This is a genomic window from Micromonospora sp. ATCC 39149 (genome assembly GCF_000158815.1).
GTDB lineage: Bacteria > Actinomycetota > Actinomycetes > Mycobacteriales > Micromonosporaceae > Micromonospora.
In genome coordinates this window covers 6,023,488-6,044,256 of the sequence record NZ_GG657738.1, presented here as the reverse complement: position 1 = coordinate 6,044,256, position 20,769 = coordinate 6,023,488, and the positions used below count along the sequence as shown (strand labels likewise).

General features: G+C 68.8%; 16 protein-coding genes and 2 pseudogenes. 13 read left to right on the top strand and 5 right to left on the bottom strand.

Features of this window, described 5'->3' with window-relative positions; all coding sequences use genetic code 11:
- Positions 1-14: 14 nt before the first annotated feature.
- A complete protein-coding gene (locus MCAG_RS26440; RefSeq protein WP_036375367.1) occupies positions 15-1,382 on the bottom strand; it encodes a DNRLRE domain-containing protein in 1,368 nt (455 codons plus the stop codon).
- A gap of 247 nt (positions 1,383-1,629) precedes the next feature.
- Between MCAG_RS26440 and MCAG_RS36405 the strand changes: the two are divergent.
- The 7 genes and pseudogenes from MCAG_RS36405 to MCAG_RS26415 all read left to right on the top strand — a co-directional run.
- A pseudogene (locus MCAG_RS36405) lies at positions 1,630-1,897 on the top strand (transposase); the annotation flags it as partial.
- 179 nt (positions 1,898-2,076) lie between these two features.
- Complete coding sequence (locus MCAG_RS35280; RefSeq protein WP_232290289.1) at positions 2,077-2,376, top strand: hypothetical protein; 300 nt, start codon at positions 2,077-2,079, stop codon at positions 2,374-2,376.
- A gap of 431 nt (positions 2,377-2,807) precedes the next feature.
- A complete protein-coding gene (locus tag MCAG_RS26430; protein WP_007076012.1) occupies positions 2,808-3,077 on the top strand; it encodes a hypothetical protein in 270 nt (89 codons plus the stop codon).
- A gap of 69 nt (positions 3,078-3,146) precedes the next feature.
- A pseudogene (locus MCAG_RS31415) lies at positions 3,147-3,296 on the top strand (AbfB domain-containing protein); the annotation flags it as partial.
- Between the two features lie 62 nt (positions 3,297-3,358).
- Positions 3,359-4,789, top strand: coding sequence for a glycoside hydrolase family 43 protein (locus MCAG_RS26425; RefSeq protein WP_036375364.1), 1,431 nt, complete (start codon positions 3,359-3,361; stop codon positions 4,787-4,789).
- A gap of 622 nt (positions 4,790-5,411) precedes the next feature.
- Positions 5,412-6,287, top strand: a complete 876-nt coding sequence (locus MCAG_RS26420) for an MEDS domain-containing protein (RefSeq protein WP_036375362.1) — start codon at positions 5,412-5,414, stop codon at positions 6,285-6,287.
- Entirely contained in the window at positions 6,284-7,219 is a 936-nt protein-coding gene (locus MCAG_RS26415; RefSeq protein WP_007076009.1) for an anti-sigma factor RsbA family regulatory protein, read from the top strand. Before MCAG_RS26420 ends, MCAG_RS26415 begins: the two co-directional genes overlap by 4 nt.
- A gap of 192 nt (positions 7,220-7,411) precedes the next feature.
- Here MCAG_RS26415 and MCAG_RS33975 read toward each other — a convergent pair whose 3' ends face one another.
- Positions 7,412-7,771, bottom strand: a complete 360-nt coding sequence (locus tag MCAG_RS33975; RefSeq protein ID WP_050778075.1) for a transposase — start codon at positions 7,769-7,771, stop codon at positions 7,412-7,414.
- 809 nt (positions 7,772-8,580) lie between these two features.
- Between MCAG_RS33975 and MCAG_RS26405 the strand changes: the two genes are divergently transcribed.
- Together MCAG_RS26405 and MCAG_RS26400 are read left to right on the top strand one after the other, a co-directional pair.
- Positions 8,581-11,463, top strand: coding sequence for an RICIN domain-containing protein (locus MCAG_RS26405; RefSeq protein WP_232290288.1), 2,883 nt, complete (start codon positions 8,581-8,583; stop codon positions 11,461-11,463).
- On the top strand, positions 11,460-12,959 hold the full coding sequence (locus MCAG_RS26400; RefSeq protein WP_007076006.1) for an arabinofuranosidase catalytic domain-containing protein: 1,500 nt from the start codon (positions 11,460-11,462) through the stop codon (positions 12,957-12,959). Before MCAG_RS26405 ends, MCAG_RS26400 begins: the two co-directional genes overlap by 4 nt.
- Before the next feature lie 122 nt (positions 12,960-13,081).
- On the opposite strand, the gene MCAG_RS33970 is transcribed toward MCAG_RS26400, so the two are convergent.
- Both MCAG_RS33970 and MCAG_RS36400 read right to left on the bottom strand, forming a co-directional pair.
- Positions 13,082-13,354, bottom strand: a complete 273-nt coding sequence (locus MCAG_RS33970; RefSeq protein WP_007076005.1) for an FAD-dependent monooxygenase — start codon at positions 13,352-13,354, stop codon at positions 13,082-13,084.
- Positions 13,355-13,381: 27 nt separating this feature from the next.
- On the bottom strand, positions 13,382-13,534 hold the full coding sequence (locus MCAG_RS36400; protein ID WP_007076004.1) for a hypothetical protein: 153 nt from the start codon (positions 13,532-13,534) through the stop codon (positions 13,382-13,384).
- A 355-nt stretch (positions 13,535-13,889) separates the two neighbouring features.
- Between MCAG_RS36400 and MCAG_RS26390 the strand changes: the two genes are divergently transcribed.
- From MCAG_RS26390 to MCAG_RS26375, 4 genes are read left to right on the top strand one after another with little or no spacing between them, the layout of a single operon-like run.
- Positions 13,890-15,518 carry a vWA domain-containing protein gene (locus MCAG_RS26390; RefSeq protein WP_198141635.1) on the top strand — a complete coding sequence of 543 codons (1,629 nt, stop codon included), beginning with the start codon at positions 13,890-13,892 and terminating at the stop codon, positions 15,516-15,518.
- Complete coding sequence (locus MCAG_RS32935; protein ID WP_036375352.1) at positions 15,515-16,114, top strand: 5-bromo-4-chloroindolyl phosphate hydrolysis family protein; 600 nt, start codon at positions 15,515-15,517, stop codon at positions 16,112-16,114. The genes MCAG_RS26390 and MCAG_RS32935 overlap by 4 nt, the downstream gene beginning before the upstream one ends.
- 10 nt (positions 16,115-16,124) lie before the next feature.
- Entirely contained in the window at positions 16,125-17,267 is a 1,143-nt protein-coding gene (locus tag MCAG_RS26380; protein WP_198141634.1) for a hypothetical protein, read from the top strand.
- A gap of 12 nt (positions 17,268-17,279) precedes the next feature.
- Positions 17,280-18,599, top strand: a complete 1,320-nt coding sequence (locus MCAG_RS26375) for a toxic anion resistance protein (RefSeq protein WP_007076001.1) — start codon at positions 17,280-17,282, stop codon at positions 18,597-18,599.
- A 249-nt stretch (positions 18,600-18,848) separates the two neighbouring features.
- Here MCAG_RS26375 and MCAG_RS26370 read toward each other — a convergent pair whose 3' ends face one another.
- A complete protein-coding gene (locus MCAG_RS26370) occupies positions 18,849-20,594 on the bottom strand; it encodes an alpha-galactosidase (RefSeq protein WP_050778074.1) in 1,746 nt (581 codons plus the stop codon).
- Positions 20,595-20,769 lie beyond the last annotated feature (175 nt).

Sequence of the window (20,769 nt, the reverse complement as noted above, 5' to 3'; positions counted from 1 at the left end):
CCGCAAGACAGAATCTAGTGGCAGAGGCCGGTGCCGACCTCGTTGAAGGTTTGACCGGCGACGGGCACGAATCGCCAGCGGTACTCGCCGGGGAGCAGGGTCAGGCGGAGCACGCCGAAGACGTTGCCGTTGCGGACCTCGCTGTTGGCCGCGACGGTCGGGAAATCTGGTTGGAGTGAGCGGCCGCCGGTGCCGATGATGAACTGCCGGACGCCTCGGTCGGGGTCGGCGGCTCCGGTCGGGGTTTGTGGGGCGAAGCGTTCGTACTGGTGGTTATGGGCGTTGAGCAGAACCTCGACTCCGGCGTCGTAGAGGGCCTGGAACAGGGGCCGATAGGCGGAGCTGCCGCGGCCTCCGGAGGCGAAAAGCGGCTGGTGCCAGTAGGCAACGGTGCATCGTGCCTTGCTGGCAGCCAGATCGGCGCGCAGCCACCGTTCCTGAGGTGATCCAGCGTGACAACCGCCGATCTTGGCGCAGTTGGAGTTCAGCACCACCACGTGCCACTGGCCACCGGCCATGTTGTAGGAGTACCAGCCCTGACCTGGCGGCCCGGCGGCGGCACCGAAGTAGCCGAAGTAGCCGGCGGCGTTGGGGGTGAGGTACTCGTGGTTGCCCACAGCGGGGCGGGTGCGGGACTTGTGTCGTCCCCAGGTGGGGGCGTAGCAGGCGGCGTACTCCTCGGGGGCGCCTTTCTCGTAGGCGGTGTCACCGATCGCGGCGACGACGCCGACTTCGGTGTCGAGGATCTTGGCGGTCTGCTCGTCGCGTTCGGTGCGGCAGTCGGCGATGTCTCCGGCGGCGAGTATCACGGTGTCGTCGGTGCTGGGTACCCCGGTGTAGACGAGCAGGGCGGGGCCGGCCGCCTCGTTGTTCTCGCGGCTGTGGTAGTACGCGCCGTCGGTGTGGTTGGAGAAGATGCCGAAGCTGACCACCCCGTTGCCCCGGATCGCGTCGGTGACGTCGATGTCGTGGATGGTGTCGGGTTTCACCCGCTCGATGGGTGTGACGGAGGGGCCGATCGGTGCCGGGCGGGTGGCGTAGGTCAGCGTGGTCTCCGACCACGAACTGCCAACCGGGAAGACGCGGCCGCCGTCGGTGCTGCCGGCGTTGCTGGTGTCCAGGGTCTTCATCCGTAGGGTCGCGTGCAGGATCGGCTCGGTGAGGCCGGTGACCGCGAAGGCCAGATAGGAGATCCGGTCCGGGCTGCCGGCGACGACGAGCTGTCGTTGACTGTTGTAGTTGGTGTTCGGGGAGCTGGCCTTGACGTAGGTGTCCCGGGTGGCGGGATAGATGTGGGTGGTGACAGCCTGCGCGGGGGCCGGTGTCACGAGGGTCGCCGCCAGGACGGCGACCACGAGCAGGAAAGCGCGGAGGGTTCTCATGGGCCCCATTACAGCTATGTCCACGTCAACCAACCGTCACCGAGACGGGTCGCCTTTTAGGCTCTGTCTCACATTCGGGATGCTGTTGGTGATCTTGGTAGTTTGGTTGGGTCGGGTGCGTCGCTGCCAGAGCTGAGGACTCTTCAGTGTTGGAGTAGCGGATGTCGTTGGGGCGGGGTCGGGTTCGGTGGTGCCGGTGGAGACGGCTCGGGTGGCGTGGGCGGCGAGTCCGAAGGGCACGCCGGCGATGGTGATGCGGGATCGGTTGGAGGACCTGTTCGTTGACGATGACTTCGTCGGCTGGTTCCCGGCCGATGGTCGTCGTGGGGTGTCGCCTGCCCGGTTGGCGTTGGTGTCGATGTTGCAGTACGCGGAGAACCTGACTGATCGGCAGGCGGCGCGGGCGGTGGCGTGTCGACTGGAAGTACGCGTTGGGGATGGAGTTGACCGAGCCGGGGTTTGATCATTCGGTGCTCAGTGAGTTCCGGGACCGGTTGGCCGAGGGTGATCGGGCTGATCGGTTGCTCGCGGTGATGGTGGAGCGGTTGGCGGGAGCGGGGTTCATGCGGGCGCGGGGCCGGCAGCGTACGGATTCCACCCATGTCCTTGCGGCGGTGCGCCGGCTGAGTCGGGTGGAGTTGGTCGCGGAGACGATACGGGCGGCGTTGGAGGCCCTGGCGAGGGTGGATGAGGTGTGGCTGCCGGTGTCATGCCGTCGGAGTGGGCGCAGCGGTATGGCCGGTCGGTGCGTCACGAGCGGCAGCCGACCGGGGCGGTCGCCCTGCGCGAGTACGTGCAACAGGTCGGTGCTGACGGTATCGCCTTGCTACGGGCCGTCTATGGCCCGACCGCCCCGGCGGCCGGGCCGGGGGGCAGCACGCCCTGCTCAAACCAATCCGCCGCCTGCCGTCGCACCTGCTCTCGCTTCGCCCGCGCCGGCGCGGTCAGACCACCACTGTCGGGATACCTCAACCACCCGGCCTACAACAACTGATCGATTCCAGTCACGCCGACCACCAATAGATCGACTCAACCATTCAAGCTCTGCAGTGAACAGGAACATCAGATGGCCAACGCGGTCTGGACGGACTCCGTGCGGCGGCAGCGAGCTCCGGCGGGCTGAGCCGGAACGTGTCACGGCGGCGCCCGACCGGGTGTGCGAGCGTCACCCTCACCCAGCACCAACCTCGCCCGTGGCGCTTCTGGATCCTTGGAAGCACTCTTGACATGGTTTATGTGAACGGTAACACTACCGAAACTAAAGTCGTGGTTGCGGGTTGACCCACTCTGCGAGGCCGCTCACGTCGTCACATGATCCATTGTGGCCGCACACCATCCCCGATCACCCGCCCACCCAATTTCCAAAAATGTTAACGCTAACATCGATGTCAGTCCATTTATTGCATCAGGAAGGGGGTCTTCGACATGCGTCTGTCCCGTCGGTCGGTCAACCGCCTCGCCGTGCTGACCACTGCCGTCAGCGCCGGCGCGGTCCCGTCCAGGCCGCGTGCCGCGTTGGCGGCCAACACCGCGTACGTCTTCGCGTACTTCACCGAGAGTCCCAACCGGCTCGGTGACAGCTACGCACTGCACCTGGCCGTCAGCTCTGACGGCCTCAACTGGTCTTCGCTGAACCAGAACAACCCGGTGGCGAGGCCGACCGCTGGGACGCTGGGTTGCGGGATCCTTCCCTGACCGGTACATGCACCAGGCTGACTTCGACGCACGGATCGACCCCAACCCGAGCCCGGCGCGTTCCAGCGCGTACCCGGTCTGTCGGACGCCTCGGCCGTGTCGTTCCGGTCGGTCAACCACCCTGACCGCTACGTGCGGCACTTCGACTACCTGCTCCGCCTGGACCCGATCAGCACCGCCACCGGACGCGCCGACGCCACGTTCCGCATGGTCGCTTAGGAATGAGACGCGAATGTCCCGGCTGGACCGCCGACTTAGGTTATTTATCCCAAAGGAGACAAATGTCCAAGATCTTGCTCAGGCTGGTGGCGACGTTGGCTGCCGCCTGCCTGCTGTTCACCTCCTGGGTGGTGACCGCACCGCAGCGAGCCGTCGCCGCCGACCCGGGCTACCTGATGGTCCACTTCATCGGTGAGGGGTCGACCGGTCAGCAGATCTACCTCTCGCACAGCACCGACGGCCTGCACTGGAACGACCTCAACGACGGGGCGTCGATCCTGCGCTCCCCGCTCGGCACGCGCGGGGTGCGCGATCCCGCACTGGTCCGCTCCCCCGGTGGTGACAGGTACTGGATCATCGCGACCGACCTGTGCTGGGGCTGCGGGTCGACGGTAGACGGCTCCATCAACAACGGCAGCCGCAGCTTCGTGGTGTGGGAGTCGACGGACCTGATCAACTGGTCGCAGCCGTGGCTGCTCAACGTCGCCGGCGCGATCCCCGACGGACGCAACGCCTGGGCGCCCGAGGCGATCTGGAACCCGGCCACCAACGACTACGTCCTGTACTGGGCGACGAACGTGCCACTCGACGGCAAGACGAAGCACCGCATCTTCTACGCCCGCACCAGCGACTTCCGCACCATCACCACCCCGCAGATCTACATCGACCGCCCCGGCACCCAGGAACTCATCGACACCCAGATCGTCGAGCTGCCGGCCGGCGTCGGCACCCACCGCTACGTACGGGCCTCCGGCGACGGCCAGATCACCCTCGAAGGCAGCAACTCGATCCTCGGGACGTGGACACACCTGGGCAACCTCTCCGGCATCGGCCTCACCGGCTCCCAGGTCGAGGGCCCGATGTGGATGAAGTTCCGCGACCGCAACGAGTGGGCCATCTACCTCGACCAGTACTCGTCCGGACGCGGGTACATGCCGGTCACGACGACCGACCCCTCCACCGTGGGCACCTACCAGATCCCGGCGTCGGGAAGCTACAACATGGGTGTCACCAAGAAGCGCCACGGCTCGATCCTGACCCTCACCGCCGCCGAGGAAGGCCGCGTCCTCGCCCGCTGGCCCAGCACCCCCGCCAAGCGGATCCAGTCGTACAACTTCCCCGACCGGTACGTGCGGCACGCCAACTACGACGTACGCATCGACCAGAACATCACCGGCCCGGACGCCCAGTTCCGGCTCCGGCCCGGCCTCGCCGGGTCCGGCACCGTCTCCTTCGAGTCGGTCAACTTCCCCGGCTACTTCCTGCGCCACGCCAACTACGACTTCCAACTGGTCCGCAACGACGGCACCGCACAGTTCGCCGCCGACGCCACCTTCCGACAGGTCGCCGGCCTCGCCGATCCCACCTGGTCGTCCTTCCAGTCCTACAACCACACCGACCGCTACATCCGCCACTACGCCTACCAACTCCGCCTCGACCCCATTACCACCACGACAGCACGCGGCGACGCCACCTTCCGCGTCACCAACTGACCCCACCGTGATGCCGGCGCCCTCACCGCCACCCGCGGCGAGAGCGCCGGCATCCCCCACACGCGCCGGCCGAAGGCTGGCTCGGCGAAACCGAAGGCCTCGAGCTGACCTTGCGGTTCCTCGCTGACAAACGGCAACTGTGCACTTGACTCGGCTGAGTGCGTCAGCCGTGCGCGAGGGTTTGGTCAGCTGGCTGCGGGTAGGGCAGCGCGGCTAAACCACCGAGTCACTACGGCCTCGCGGTAACCGCGCTGCGCCGCTCCGGCCGCCCGAGCGGCGTCGACCTGCTGGCGCACATCTGGCCCGGCCACGGTGCCAACGTCAACTTCTCCAGCACCCTCTGGGTGGAAATCGACGGCGAATCGGCCGAACTCGACGAGAACGACTACCGGCCGCTGCGGGTAGCCGCAGCCAAGGAGCCGATGAGGCACTAACCGGGCGGGCCGCAACGCCTGCGCTTCGACCGCAGCGAACACCGGGGCCGGGGCGTTGCGATGCCCGCGTGGTGCCATCTTGACGTGCTGATCCGTCGATCGGGCCGTACTGGCGCGACGGTGTTGCCGTCGTCGTCGCGTGCATAATGGGATCGACACGAGGTGATCGAGGTGGAGGGCGCGGAACGGTGGAGGGGCTCCAACTCGGTGACCACGTCTGCGCCCTTGTCGATGGTGCCGCTGACGGGTTCGAGGTGATCGCGCAGGCCGTCGCGGTCGGCCTGGCTGCCGGTGACCGGGTGATGGTGTTCACCGAGTCGGTGCCGCCGGCGCAGGTGCTGGCCCGGCTGGAAACCCGCGGCATTCTGCCCGGCCGGGAAGGCCGGCCGGGGCAACTGGAGGTGCTGTCGGCGCGGGAGGCATACCTGCCGGCGGGCCGCTTTGAGCCGGACCGTCTCATGGAATCGCTGCTGGGTCACGTCGAGCGGGCAACACTCGACGGCTTTCCGGGGCTGCGCCTGGTCGGTGACATGGCCTGGGCGCTGAGCGATCCGGCCGCTGTCGGGCAGCTGGCCGCCTACGAGGCGCAAGTCAACCACCTGTACATGGACGGGCAGGCCCTGGGTGTCTGCGTCTACGACCGGCACGCCTTCGACGGTGCCCTGCTGCAGCAGGTCACGTGCGCGCACCCCGCGACCCGCGCGACAGCGGCGGCCCCGGGTTGGGCGCCGCTGCTGCGCATCCGCCGCACCAGCGACCCGTACGGGCTGAGGCTGACCGGCGAGGCGGACTACAGCAGCGGCCAAGCGGTGGCCGCGACCGTCGAGGCTCTGGTGGACCAGCATCCCGACCCGGCCACGCCCATCCACGTCGACCTGGCAGGCCTGCGGTTCGCCGACGCCACGACCGCCGCGCTGCTCACACGACTCGCGCTGCGCGCACCTTCCGGCGTGCGCCTAATCGGATACCACGGCCCGGTGGCAAGGGTTCTAGCCTGCCTGGGCATCACCGAACTGCCGGCGGTTCACCTCAGCCGCGCCACTGGGACGGAGCTGGAGGCATGAGCACGACGACCGCGGAAGCGTTCATCCATCCGGCGCTGCTGTACTGCGACGACGACGAATACCTGGCCGGCACCGTGCCATACATCCGCGAGGGCTTGGCCGCCGGGGAACCGGTCGCGGTGGCCGTGCCCGCCGACAACCTCGCCCTGATCCGGGACGCTCTCGGCGCGGACGCCGAGCGGGTCCTGCTGCGCGACATGATGGTGGCCGGCCGCAATCCGGGCCGGATCATCCCCACCGTTCTGCTGGCCTTCGCCAACGCCCACCCGGGGCAGCGGGTACGGTTGATCGGCGAGCCGATCTGGGCGGGCCGCAGCGCCACCGAATACCCGGCATGCGCCCAGCACGAGGCGCTGATCAACGCCGCGTTCACCGGCCGGCCAGCCACGATCCTGTGCCCCTACAACACCCGGCTGCTCGACCCGGCGTGGATCGAGGACGCCTACAAGACCCACCCGGTCATGCTCAACGCCGACGGTGGCTTCGACAGCGTCCATTACGACGACCCCGTCGTGGTGGCCGCGAGCTTCAACCTGCCGCTGCCCGACCCACCACCGCATGCGGCCACCCTCACCGTCGACGTGTTCGCCCTGCCGATCGTGCGGCGCATGGTCACCGAGCACGCCGAGCGGGCCGGGCTGCCACCGCAGCGGACAGAGGATCTGGTCCTGGCCGTGAACGAGCTGACCACCAACACCGTGCGGCACGGCGGCGGAACGGGGAAACTCGCGCTCTGGACCGACCATGACCAGCTGGTTTGTCAGCTGACGGACGACGGGTGCCTCAGCGATCCCCTCGCCGGACGTATCCCTGTGCCGCCCGACGCGCTCGGCGGCGGCCGAGGCCTGCTGCTGGTCAACCAGCTGTGCGATCTTGTCCGGGTCCACACCACCTCGGCAGGCACCACCATCCGCGCCTACCTGCATCGCTGAATCGACCGATGGGCCCGGACCGCGGTCTCCCTAGTGCGTGCCGAACACCAACGGATACGGCTCACCCGCACTGATGTCGGCAGGCCGCACGCCGCTACCTGCTCGGCGCTGGTGACGGGTCGGGCCAGCCACCGGTAGTAGGGCTGACGAGCGATCTTCAACACCCGGCACGTCACCGCCACGGGGATCCCGTCAGCGGCCAGCTCGCTCACGAGCGGGTAGAGCCTTTCCCGGCAGATGCGCCTGCGACAAGTAGGCAGCGGCCCGCCGCAGAACCTCGTTCTCCTGCTCCAACAACCTGATCCGCTTACGCGCCTCCCGCAGCTCGACCGACTCACCGCCGGCCGTCCCCGGCGTGAGGCCGGCGTCGACGTCGGCCTGGCGCAGCCACTTGAACAACGTCATCGGATGGACCCCGAAGTCCTTGGCGATCTGCTCGACCGTCACGCCTGGCTCGCGGTCACGGGTCACCCGCACGACATCGTCGCGGAACTCCCGGGGTAAGGCTTGGGCACAGCAACATCCTTCCAGCCCGCCCACCGGGCGAGCCATCTCAGATGTCACCTATCGGTGCAGCAGACCCATGCGCCTGCCGGCTATTGGCGGGTTCGCGAGCGCCGGGGCGTCGAGTTTCCCCGGCTGCGCTGTGCACGCTCCCACTGGCAACGCGCCTGGGCAAGCGGTGTCCATAGCTCGCCGCGTCAACCGCGCTTGAGCCGGCACGTCCACCCGCGCCGCCTGCGTCGGCAGCAAGAGATCAAACCAGCGAGTTGATTTCGGCGATCCCTCAGGGGCGGACCAAGAGGCTACGAGTCGATTCGGAAGTTCTCGCTCAGGTTGCGCCCTCTGCGCGGCGTGCGGCGCGGCCGGGATCAGATGGCCAGGTGCGCTGGCAAGTGCCGCCGTGGTGCACTCAAGAGATAGACCTATTTATATCGTTCACTTGATGGTAGCATTCGCCGAACCGGTTCGCTCAGTCAGCGTACGCACGCCGGCCATCCCCAGACCGGCGAGCACAGATTGAGCGCGACGCGAAGGCACCGCACGTCGATTCGATAACTCGTCGCTTCCGCGTGTGGTGCGCGTCCGGCCGAAGGGAGAACGCTGCGCCACTCGATCCAAACGTCCGCACGGTTCCCGACGGTCGTCGATGCGGACGCCGACGGCGCCGGCACCGCCGACATCATCCTGTGGTCCTGCAACGGGCAATCCCACCAGCAGTGGAGCCTGCGTAACTGAGCCGTGCCCGGCACGGCGAAGGACGGCGGCCATCGGGCCGGCGGGTGCGCAGCCCGCGCGCCCTGCCCGCCCGCTCTCGACCGCATGACCGCGACGAAGGAGTCTCGTTGATGGATTTGCCCATGGATCGCAGGCGCTTTGTCACGGCCGCTGCGTTGACCATAGGCGCCGCAACCCTGCCCGCGGCGGTCTTCGCCCGATCGGCCGCCGCCGCGGTGCCTCCCCAGGTCACGCTCCCCGAACGGGGGATCTACGACACCGCCCCCGCCACGGACTGGACGCACGGCTTCCTGACCGGCAACGGCGAATACGGCGCTGTCCTGTTCGGTGGTCCGGCGCTGGAGCGGGTGGTTCTCAACCACCATCGCTACGTCCTGCCCAACGGCACCCGGAGCCAGACCCCACCGGTCATCTCCGGACGACTCGCCGGCGTCCGAAGCAAGGCGATGGCCGGTGACTACCGCGGCGCGAACACCGATTTCACCTCCGGCTGGAGCCTGCGTTGGACCCAGGCGTTCCACCCGGGCTACGAGCTGCGGATCAGCACTCCGGGCGTGACCACAGTCAACGACTACGCCCGGATCACCGACTTCCGCACCGGCGAGGTCACCTCCACCTGGACCGATGGCTCCGGCGTCTGGACCCGGCGGGCCTTCGCCTCCCGGGCGGACAAGGTGGTCGTCCACGAACTCGCGCCCGCTCCGGGCCGGACGATCGACACCACGCTGAGCCTCAACACGGCGCTGGCCGGCGTCCCCGGCTCGGTCAGCTTCACCACCCTCGCCACGGTCAGCAACGGCTCCGGCTATCTGAATTTGCGGGGCACGTACCCGTCCGGGCAGGGTGCGTTCGGCTACGAGGGGGTCACCCGGGTCGTCCCTACCGGTGGCACGGTGACCGTGAACGGAACCACCATCGTCGTCACCGGCGCCACCAAGCTCGTGCTGCTGACCAAACTCGACCGGTACGAGTCGCCCACGGCGTGGGACGCCAGACCACTACACGCCGCGCTGGCCACGCTGAGCGCCGACTACACCGCGCTCCGTAGCCGGCACGTCGCCCTGCATTCGGCGATGTACGACCGTTCCCGCCTCGACCTGAACGTCTCCGCCGCCGACCGGCAGCTGTCGACGAGTGAACTGATCGCCCGGCAGAACGCCAACCGCAACGTCATCGACATCGCCCTGCTGGAGCGGCTCTACGACTCCGGCCGCTACCTGTTCATCAGTTCCAGCGGGGTGCTGCCGCCGCGGCTGACCGGCATCTGGGCCGGATCCTGGAACGCCGCCTGGGCCGACGACTTCACCACCGACGCCAACGTCAACCTGCAGGTCGCCGGAGGCAACATCCTCGACCTCACCGACGCGATGCAGGGCTACTTCGACCTGATCCTCGGCCAACTCGCCCACTGGCGGACCAACGCGCGGAACCTCTACGGCGCCCGCGGCTTTCACGCCCCGTCCCGCACCGACGGCGAGTACGGCCACATGCTGCACTTCGACGCGGGCTTTCCCGGTCACTGCTGGACCGGCGGCGCCGACTGGTTGCTCTACCCGCTACTGGAGTACTACCAGGTCACCGGCGACCAGGCCTTCCTCCGGGACAAGCTGGGCCCGGCGCTGATGGAGCTGGCCCTGTTCTACGAGGACTTCCTGACCCGCACGGACGCGAACGGCGACGTGGTGTTCGTGCCGTCCTTCTCCATGGAGAACTCGCCGGCCAGCACCGGCGTCCTCCTGGCGATCAACGCCACCGGCGACATCCAGGCCGGCAAGCACGCCCTGCGTGCCGCTGTCGATGCCGCCAACGCCCTCGGCGTCGAACAGGGCCGCGGCCAGGGCGTCGAACGCTGGACCGCCCTGCTGGGCAAGCTGCCGCCCTACGCCGTCAACGGCGACGGCGCCCTCGCCGAATGGTCCTGGCCCGGGCTGACCGACCGCTACAACCACCGGCACGTCCATCACCTGTACGGGGCATGGCCGCTGCACGAGATCAACCCGGAGGACGAGCCTGCCCTGGTCACCGCCTCGCTCCGGGCGCTGGCCCTGCGCGGCGACGAGAATCTCTCCGCGCACGGCAGCCTGCACCGGGCCCTGGCGGCCGCACGGCTGAAGGACAGCAACCTCGTCTACGGCAATCTCCGGAAGATCCTCGGCAACAACATGGTCTTCAGGTCGCTCATGACCTCACACAACCCGAACCTGGACATCTACAACGCCGACGCGGCCAACGCCCTGCCTGGCGTGCTCGCCGAAGCGATCGTCTACACCAGGCCCGGCCTCGTCGAACTGCTGCCTGCCCTGCCCGACCAGCTCGCAAAGGGCAACATCACCGGCGTACGCGGCCGCAACCGGGTCCGCATCGACAGCCTCGGCTGGGACCTGGCCGCCCGCACCGCAACGGTGACGCTCACCTCGGCGGTCACCCAGAACATCACGCTCATCAGCCGCCGCGGTATGGCATCCGTCTCCACCTCCGCGCCCGTCGCCTCCTCCCCCCTCGGGTCACACGCCCGCGTGATCTCACTGACCGCCGGTCAGCAGGTGCAGATCACCGTGGGTCTGCCTGCCGGGGGTCTGCCCCAGGGCTACTACCGCCTGGTGAACCGGCGCAGCGGCAAGGTGCTCGACGTCTCCGGCGGGTCCACCGCCGACGGCGCCAAGGCCATCCAGTGGACCTGGACCGGCGGCGCCAACCAGCAATGGCGGTTGGAGCCCGGCGTCGACGCGTCATACAAACTGGTCAGCCGCCACAGTGGCAAGGTGCTAGAGGTCCCTGGCGGCTCGACCACGTCGGGCGTCCAGCTCGACCAGTGGTCCGACACGAACAGCTCCCACCAGAGGTGGCAACTGGTCGACACCGGCGACGGCTACTACCGCCTGGTCAACGTCCGCACCGGACTTGTCGCTGACGTGTCGGGCGGCTCGCTGGACGACGGCGCCCAGGTCATCCAATGGGCCGCCAGCGGCGGACCCAACCAGCAGTGGCAAATCGTCGCGACATGACCTCGCACGTACCGATCGGCGGAGAACCGATGAACGTGGAAAGTAAATGTCGCCGCCTCTTGGGTGCGGTAACCTCGTTGGCTCTCGCGGGCGTCGGAGTCGCAATCATCTCCACCGCGTCGTCGGCGCTGGCCGCCACGACGGGGCCGTGTGACATCTACGCCTCAGGTGGCACACCGTGTGTGGCGGCGCACAGCACCACCCGGGCGCTGTACGGCGCGTACAACGGTCCGCTCTACCAGGTCCGGCGCTCGTCGGACAACACCACTCGGGACATCGGTGTGCAGAGTGCTGGTGGCTACGCCGATGCCGCCGCGCAGGACTCGTTCTGCGCTAACACAACCTGCCTCATCACGATCATCTACGACCAGTCCGGCCGGAACAACCGCCTGACCCAGGCGCCCCCCGGCACCTGGCCCGGGCCCGCCCCCGGTGGATGGGACAATCTAGCCGACGCGAAGGCGGCCCCGGTCATGGTTGGCGGCCAAAAGGCGTACGGCGTCTACATCGCCCCCGGCACCGGCTACCGCAACAACAACACCAACGGCGTCGCGACCGGCGACCAGCCGGAGGGCATCTACGCCGTCGTCGACGGCACGCACTACAACGAGTGGTGTTGCTTCGACTACGGCAACGCGCAGACCGACGGCGTGGCCGACGCCCCCGCCATCATGGAGACCGTCTACTTCGGAGCGAACAAGCAGTGGGGCTACGGTGCCGGGCCGGGCCCTTGGATCATGGCCGACCTGGAGTGGGGACTCTTCTCCGGAGTGAACGCGGGGTACAACAACATCCCCTCCATCAACCACCGCTTCGTGACTGCCATGGTCAAGGGTGAGCCGAACCACTGGGCGATCCGGGGCGGCAACGCGCAGTTCGGCGGCCTGACGACCTACTTCGATGGAAGACGCCCCAACGGATACCACCCGATGAAGAAGGAAGGGGCCATCCTGCTCGGTATCGGCGGCGACAACAGCGTCACCGGCCGCGGCACCTTCTTCGAGGGCGTGCTGACTTCCGGCTACCCGTCAGAAGCCACCGAGAACGCCGTGCAGGCCAACATCACCGCTGCCGGATACGCTCCGGCCGGCGGCAACCCGCAACAGGGTGTCCAACTCGTGGGTGGGCAGTCGGGTCGCTGCGTCGACGTGCCCAACGCCAGCACCGCCAACGGCACCCAGGTGCAGCTGTGGGACTGCGTCAGCAACAGCACCGCCCAACGCTGGACCTACACCGCCAACAAACAACTCCAGGTGTACGGCAATAAATGCCTGGACGCCAACGGGCAAGGCACCAGCAACGGCACCCAGGTGATCATCTGGGACTGCCACGGCGGCACCAACCAACAGTGGAATTTCAACTCGAACGGCACCCTCACCGTCGCGCAGTCAGGGCTGTGCTTGGACGCCAACGGTGCCGGCACCGCCAACGGCACCAAGCTCATCCTCTGGTCATGCCACGGTGGGTCGAACCAGCGGTGGAGTCAACGCAGCTGATCATCCAGTCGCGATCCGGACGGTGGACCCTGGGGCCGACCGGCGCGGCCATCCTGGCGGCCAGGCGCGGTGACACCCTTCCGCGCCCGACCCGGGAGTAGATCTAGGCGTTGACCAGATGCTCAACGCCGTCGGCAAGCCGGTGATGGCGGGGCGATGTCCTCGCTGATCAGGTGGCACCTCGCGCAGGTCGGAGGCCGTCGATCATGACCGGGGTAGTCGGACAGGTCGATGCCGGACAGGCTTCGGCCGAGGAAGTAGCCGTCCTCGGTGGCCATGCCGGCGCCGTAGGCGGCGTACGACCTGGTGGGGTGAGCGGCGTCGCCGACGAGCGTGACCCGGCCCTTCGACCACCGCTGGAGGGGTTCGCGGTCACGCAGGACCCAGTGCTGCACATTGCCCGGCTCGGTCGCGGCGATCAGCTAAGGCAGCGGCGCCGCGAATTCCGCGGCCATTCGGGTGGCGGCCTCGTGCGGGTCGCCGACGAAGGGTGTCCGGGACTCGAAGGCGCCGAGCACCCACCATTGGAAGCCGTCGCGGCCTTTGCTGCGGATCGCCGTCCAGCTGCCCTGCACCGTGCGGCTGTGGGAGATGCGGCCTGCCCTTTCGGCGCGTCGATCTGGTCGTCGAAGGTGAAGCCGCCGAATACGTGGTGCCGTCGATGATCGGCAGCGGGCCGTGCTGGGCGGTCCAGGCGGTGCGGTGAGTCAGCGTGGGGTGCAGCCGGTGCCAGGCCCGTGCGGTCGCGGTGCCGTGGAGGCGGGTGTCGGTGGCCGTGACCACGTCACCATGGCCGGCTCCCGGGCCCTGTCGCGCCTGGAGCGACACCCAGTGTTCGTCCATTGTTGGCAGTCACGTTGGTTCGCCGGTGCTACCAACAACCTCGATCCGACCGAATGTGGTGTTCGACCGAACAGGGACGGGGTGGACGTGCGGGCCACGAGGTTCACGGCGCTTGCCGCCATGGTGCTGGTGCTGGTCACCGGCTGCACGAACGACAAGGGCGAGCCGGCGCACAGCGACACACCGAGGGCCGGCACGCTGCGGATCGTCGCTGGCAGCGAGCAGCAGAGCGTGGTCGACACCATCGTCAAGCCGTGGTGCGCCGCCCGGAGGTACACCTGTGAGGTGACCCTCAAGGGGTCGGTGGACCAGGCCCGGATGCTCGCCAGCGGCAGCCGCGACCACGACGCGTACTGGTTCGCCTCCAGTGTCTTCCTCCAGCTGGGCGACCAGTCGAACGCGCTGCAGGACGTCCGGCCGATGTTCCTGACCCCGGTGGTCTTCGCCGCCTGGCGCTCGGAGATGACCAAGCTCGGCTTCGCCGGCCGCACCGACGTGCCGATCGCCGACATCCTGGCCGCCGTCGAGTCCGGGAAGACCCGGGTCTGGATCACCAACCCGACCCAGTCCAACTCCGGCGCCACGGTGCTGTTCGGCTTCATGAACCATTTCGCCGGCAACGGCCCCGGCACGCCGCTCACCCAGCAGCAGCTCGACTCGCCCGCGGTCGAGCAGGGCGTCACCCGGTTCGTCAAGGCGATGGACCAGACCCCGCCGTCGACCGGCACGCTGATGACCGAGTGCCTCGCCCACACCGACCAGTGCCGGGCCATGTTCACCTACGAGGACCTGGTCATCGAGAAGAACGCCGAGCTGGTCAGGGTCGGCAGGGAGCCGCTGCTGGTGGCGTACCCCCGGGGCTCGCTGGCGGTGAGCGACGCGCCGCTGGGTTTCCTGCCGCAGCCCGGCAACGACGACGCCCGCCGGATCTTCACCGAGTTGCAGGACCACCTGCTCAAGGACGCCGGCGCGCAGGCGGCACTGCTCAAGCTGGGCCGCCGGCCCGCCGCCAGCGTGGGGCTCACCCTCGACAATCCCGACCTGACGGTCTTCAACCCGGCGTGGGGCATCCAGGGCACGATCAACGAGCAGGGCATCCAGTACCCGTCGGCGCCGGTCATCCAGGCGGCGCTGGACCGTTACCAGACCCGCTACCGCCGCCCGGTCGCCGCGTACTACTGCCTGGACGGCAGCGGCTCGATGGGCGACAACGACGGGTGGACCGGCATCGAAGCCGCCGCCACGCAGGTCTTCGACCCGGAGCAGGCCGCGCAGAACCTTCTACAGACCCACCCGCAGGACGTCACCACGGTCGCCATCTTCAACGGCGGCGTCACGGGCGGCAGCCCCTGGCAGGTACGCGGCAACGACGGCGACGCGCTGCGCGACCTGGCCCGCAGTGTCGCCGACTACGAACCCGAGGGCGGCACCAACATGTACGCCTGCCTGCTGCGCGCCACCACGGAGCTGACCGGGCAGCAGAACGGTGACCGCAAGCGGCTGGTGGTGCTGATGACCGACGGCCAGTCCGGTGCCGAGCAGCGGGACGATGCGCTCGACGCGCTGAGGTCCGCCGACGTGCCGGTGGTCGCGATCGCGTTCGGGCGGGACGCCGATCCGCGCCAGTTGGAGGAGGTCGCCAAGGCCACCAACGGTACCTTCGTCCGGGAGGACGACCTTGTCGCCGCCCTGCGGCAGGCGGCGGGGTACAAGTGAGGCACCGGCTCGCCGCCCCCGTGGCACTGGCCGCCGCGGTGGCCGTCTTCGCGATGGTCTTCCTGATCACCGACAGCCTGATCTGGGCGCCGCTGCTCGCCGTCGGCAGCGCCGTCGGGCTCTACCTCATGATCGACGACCGTACCGCCGCACGGGTGGACAGCGACAGCTATGCCGACGACGCCCGCGGTCGGGTCGAGGAGGCGCTGCGGGTGGTGCGCGGCATCCAACGGCTCAGCCGGGACGTCCGCCGCCCCGAGGCGCGCCGCGCGTTGGAGGACGCCTGCCGGTACGTCCCGGAGTTGTTCGACCGGGTCCGGGACCGCTCGCCGGACAGCCTCTACTCCACCGCCGCCCAGGTCGGCGGGCACCTGCGCAGCCTCGACGGGGTGGTCCGGCAGTACCTGGACATCCAGCGCCAGCCGGTGCTCTACCACGATCCGGAGCGGCTGCAGCGCGACGGCGAGCGGGCGTTCCGCCGGTTCGCCGATTTCGCCCTGGACAGCGTCCGGCTGGTCAACCAGGGCGAGATCGCGCAGTACACCGCCAACCTGGACACCGTCGCCCCACCGAGCCTACCCGACCTTGGCCGATGAAGGAGTCACGTTGAGGTTGCCGAGCACCCGGTTCCTGATCGGACTGGTCACGGTGATCGCCGTCTGCGTCGTCGCGGCGGTGCTGTGGAAGCGGTCGGCCGACGCGCCGGCTGCCGCCGCCCCGCCCACCACCGTCACCTGCGTCGGCGGTTCGGAGAAGTCGGAGCTGATGGCCGACGCGGAGGTCAAGCGGATCCTTCGCGACGACTACCGGCTGGAGGTCGCGTTCCAGCCGCTCGGCTCGTACGACCAGGTGCAGCTGAGCACCGACGAGATCAAGGCCCGCAAGCTGGACTGCCTGTGGCCGTCCAGCGCCAGCGCCCAGGGCGTCTTCGAGGCCCAGCACGCCGGGGCGTTCTCCGGCTACCGGGCGGAGAACGTGCTGCAGTCGCCGGAGGTCATCTACGCCGGTCCGCGCGGCACCGACGCGCTGCTGAGGAAGGGCATCGTGCAGCGCCGCGGCGACCGGTACTTCGTGGTGGACATGAAGGGCCTCCTGCTGAACCAGGTGGTCAGGCGGGGCACCTGGGAGGCGCTCGGCGCGACCGACCTGCGCGGCCCGATCACCGTCTCCAGCACCGACCCGGTGAGGTCGAACAGCGGTTTCACCATGGCCCAGCTACAGCTGAACATCATCGCCACCGACGACGGCTTCTCCGCGCCGAACCTGGCCCAGGCCCGCAAGGCGCTGCCCGCCGTGCGCGCCCTGTACGACGCGCAGGGCCTGCAGTCGCGCAGCTCCGACTCCGGGTTCCGGGAGTGGCTCACCCAGGGCGGCGAGTTCAAGGCACCGCTCTACGCCGGCTACGAGAACCAGATCATCCAGCAGGTGGTGCAGAGCGGCGATGCCAGCGCCGCGCTGCTGAAGAACGTCCGGGTGCTCTATCCCGACCCGACCATCTACAGCGACCACCCGGTGCTGGCCCTCGACCCCGACGCCGGCCGGTTCGCCGACGCGATGAAGGACCCGAAGATCCAGCAGATCGCCTGGAAGCGGTACGGCTTCCGCTCCGCCGTTCAGGTCGGCGCCAACGACGTCGGCGACTTCCCGGGCATCGGCCTTGCCGATCAGATCCGCGCCGCGCCGGCACCCGCCGCGGACGTGACGCTCGCCCTGCTCAGCTGCATGAAAGATGCCAACGCGTGCCGATGAAGGGGACCGGACATGAGTGAGGGACTGCAGATCGACTTCGGCACCATCGTGGGTGGGCAGGCCGAACCCCCCGCCGGCGCCGCCGACGCCGCCATCACCACCGCGCTGGCCACCGGCGCCCAGCCGGCCACGTTCGCCTGTCGGGACCTGCTCACCCCCGGGCAGCTCGACCAGGCGCGGCAGGCCGCCCGACAGCTCTACCCGACGATGCTGGTCAACACCGAGGCGTTGGCGAGCTTCGGCAATCAGGCGCTCGACCAGGTCAATGCCCAGGTCAGCCGGATCTTCCGGGAGGTCGGTCGGGTCGACATCCCGGAACTGACCAGCATCATGCACGAGATCAACGACCGGATGCGCGGCTTCCGCCGCAAGTACGATCCGAGCGACCCCAAGGTGCGGGAGACCTTCACCAAGTTCTCCGACGCCATCCGCGGTCTGTTCCGAAAGGGCCGGGACCTGCTGGAGATGCTCTTCGAGGAGGCGCGCACCGTCGAGCAGCAGCTCGACCGGGTCGCCGGGCAGCTCAGCGACAAGCAGCTCCAACTGCGTCGCAACGTGGTGCTCTGCGACGAGCTGTACAGGGCCAACGAGGCGGCCATCAGCCAACTGGTCGGCGCGATCGCGGTGATGGAGCTGGTCCGCGACGAGGCCCTCGCCGAGGCGAAGTCCATCGTCGTCACCCCAGACGCGCCGGACGAGCGGGACCGCCAGGAGCGGCTGTCGGCGGTCACCGAGTTCATCCAGGCGCTGGAGGTGCGGATCAACGAGTTCCAGCAGCGGCTCTTCGTCGCCTGGTCCACCTCACCGCAGGTGCGCAACATCCGCAGCCTCAACTACGGGCTCGGCCAGCGGCTGGCGTTGCTGATCAACCTGACCATCCCGACGATGAAGCTGACCATCGCCCAGTGGGCGCTGCTGCTGCAGGCCAACCAGGCCGCCGACATGCAGCAGGCGGTGGCCGACGGCGCCAACGACGTTCTGTCGGCGTACGCGTCGGCGTCGAAAACGGCAGTGCCGCAGATCGCCCGGGTGGTCCAGACCCCGACGGTCCGGCCGGAGACCATCCTCGAGGTCGCCGAGTCGATCGACGCGCAGGCCCGAGGCATTGAGGACGCGGTTCGCCATGGCCAGCAGGCACGGGCCGAAGTGGTCGGCGCGATCGTCACCGCCAACCGGTCCATGTCGGAGTCGTCGGCGCGACTCAGCCGTACCGTGGTGGAGCTGGTTACCCGAGCCAAGGTGCCGCTGGCGCTACCGGCCGGGCCGCAGCTGCCCGCCGCGGTGCTGGAGCAGGCCCCGGCGGTCGTGCCCAGCAGGGACGTGTCACGCTAACGGCTGATCATGGTTGGCGTAGCCGACGTGGTCGGTGATCTCAGCTTCTGGATCCTGAACTCGCCCTGTCCGGCGGACTTGCTATGAGCCGCTGGCCTCAACCCACCGTGCCAGACAGGGCATGGCGGTGACGAGAAGGAGGCCGTCGGTGAGGTCAAATATGCCAGTCCGGCGGGTAACCACAAAAGACGCGAGGGTCGGCTTGAGGTTCCCTCAGGTGACTGCGGCATGGCCGCCGGGGCCGGGGCGTCAGTGTTGCGTGCGGCGCAGCACGATCAGGTCGCTGCGGTGGTCGGCGCCGATGGGTTCCCAGGAGGTGGGGCGGATGCCGACGGCCATGAGCGTGCTGCCGTGCCAGCGCGACTCGACGGCCAGCCGTCCGGGTACGCTGTCGGTGTCGCCACCGGTGGCGACCTCGTAAAGTGCGCCCGGGTCCAGGGCGGTCAGCCGCAACCACCGGGGGCCACTCTTGGCGTTTCCGTGCGGGTTGTAGACGAGTACCACGACCTGGTCGTCGAGCACGTACTCCAGGGCGGACCGCTCAGCGCCGGGCCGTCCGCCGAGCCGGTACTGCTGGCCGTGCTGGATGGTGCGGCGTACCGTCTTGTACCGCTCGACGAGTGCGCGGGCTTCGTTCATCTCCGCGGCCGACCATCGGGCCAGGTCCACTCCGATACCGAGCACTCCGGCCATCGCTACGTGGAAGCGGTAGCGCAATGGCGTGGACCGGCCGACGTTCGCGTTCGGCGAGTCGGTGACCCACGCGGACATGACGTTGGCCGGGTAGAGCTGGGAGACGCCGTGCTGCGTGGTCTGCCGGTCGACCGGATCGGTGTTGTCCGACGGCCAGGCTTGGTCGATGTGGTGCAGGATGCCGAGGTCGAGCCTGCCGCCCCCACCGGCGCACGCCTCGATCCGCAATCCGGGATGGCGGGCGCGCAGTTGGGCCATGACCTGGTAGACGTGCCGGGTGTGTTCGATCCAGACACGGTCGTGACTCTGGCGCGGGTCGGGCCAGCCCGCCTGGGTGAACGGCCGGTTCATGTCCCACTTGAGGTAGTCGAGGCGTAGGTCGGTGACGAGCTGGTCGAGCCATCCCAGGGCCCAGCCGCGTACGTCGGTGCGGGCGAAGTTGAGCACGAGCTGGTGGCGTTTGCGGTCGCGGCGACGGTTTTCGAGGTGCAGCGTCCAGTCCGGGCGCGCCCGGTAGAGGTCGCTGTCCGGGCTGACCGCCTCCGGTTCCACCCACAGCCCGGCCTTCATACCCAGCGCGCGAACGCCGTCGAACAGGTCCTTGAGCCCGTCGGGGAACCGTTTCCGGTGCGGCCACCAGTCGCCCAGGGAGCTGTGCTCGTCGTCGCGCCGGCCGAACCATCCGTCGTCGACGACGAACAGCTCGACGCCAAGGCCGGCCGCACGCCGGGCGAGGGAGAGCTGTTCCGGTTCGGTGACCGCGAAGCCGGTTGATTCCCAGGAGTTGTAGAGCACCGAGCGGTCCTCGTCGCCGGCGGGCAGGATGTGCCGGCGTATGTGCTCGTGCCAGCCGCGGCTGGTGCCGCCGAACCCGTTGGTGCTGTAGAGGCCGAGGACCGTCGGGGTGACGAGCTCGGCCCCGGCCGGCAGCGGCCACCGCAGACCGTCGTGACCGAACCCGGCGGTCACGGCGGTCCCGCCCTCCGGCCGGCGGGTGGTGGTCATCCGCCAACTGCCACTCCAGGCCAGGGCGACACTCCAGACCTCGCCGTGTTCCTCGCCGGCGTCTCCGGCGTCGATCGTGATCCAGGGATTGGCGTGGTGGCCGGTGGTGCCCTGCCGGCTGGTGAAGGTCAACTCGCCCACCGGCAGCCGACCCTGCTGGAGTTGGCTCTCCTCCGCCCAAGCCCCGGACAGCGCCCGGTACCGGTAGTCCTCGGCGTCGGGAATGAACCAGCTGCCGGAGTCCAGGCGGGTGATCTCCACGGTCGCGTCGCTGCCGGCACGGTGCCGCACGGTCACCCATCGTGCGATAACGTCCGAGTCGGCGTAACGCGCGCGTGCAGCACCACGTCGATCGGGAAAAGCGGTCCTCCTGTGTGATGTCGAGCCGGTCCGCCCCCTCTTCCGAGACCGCGCTGGCGCTGACGAACCGCAGCTCCAGCGACCGCACCTGGTCCACTGCTACCTGCAGGGC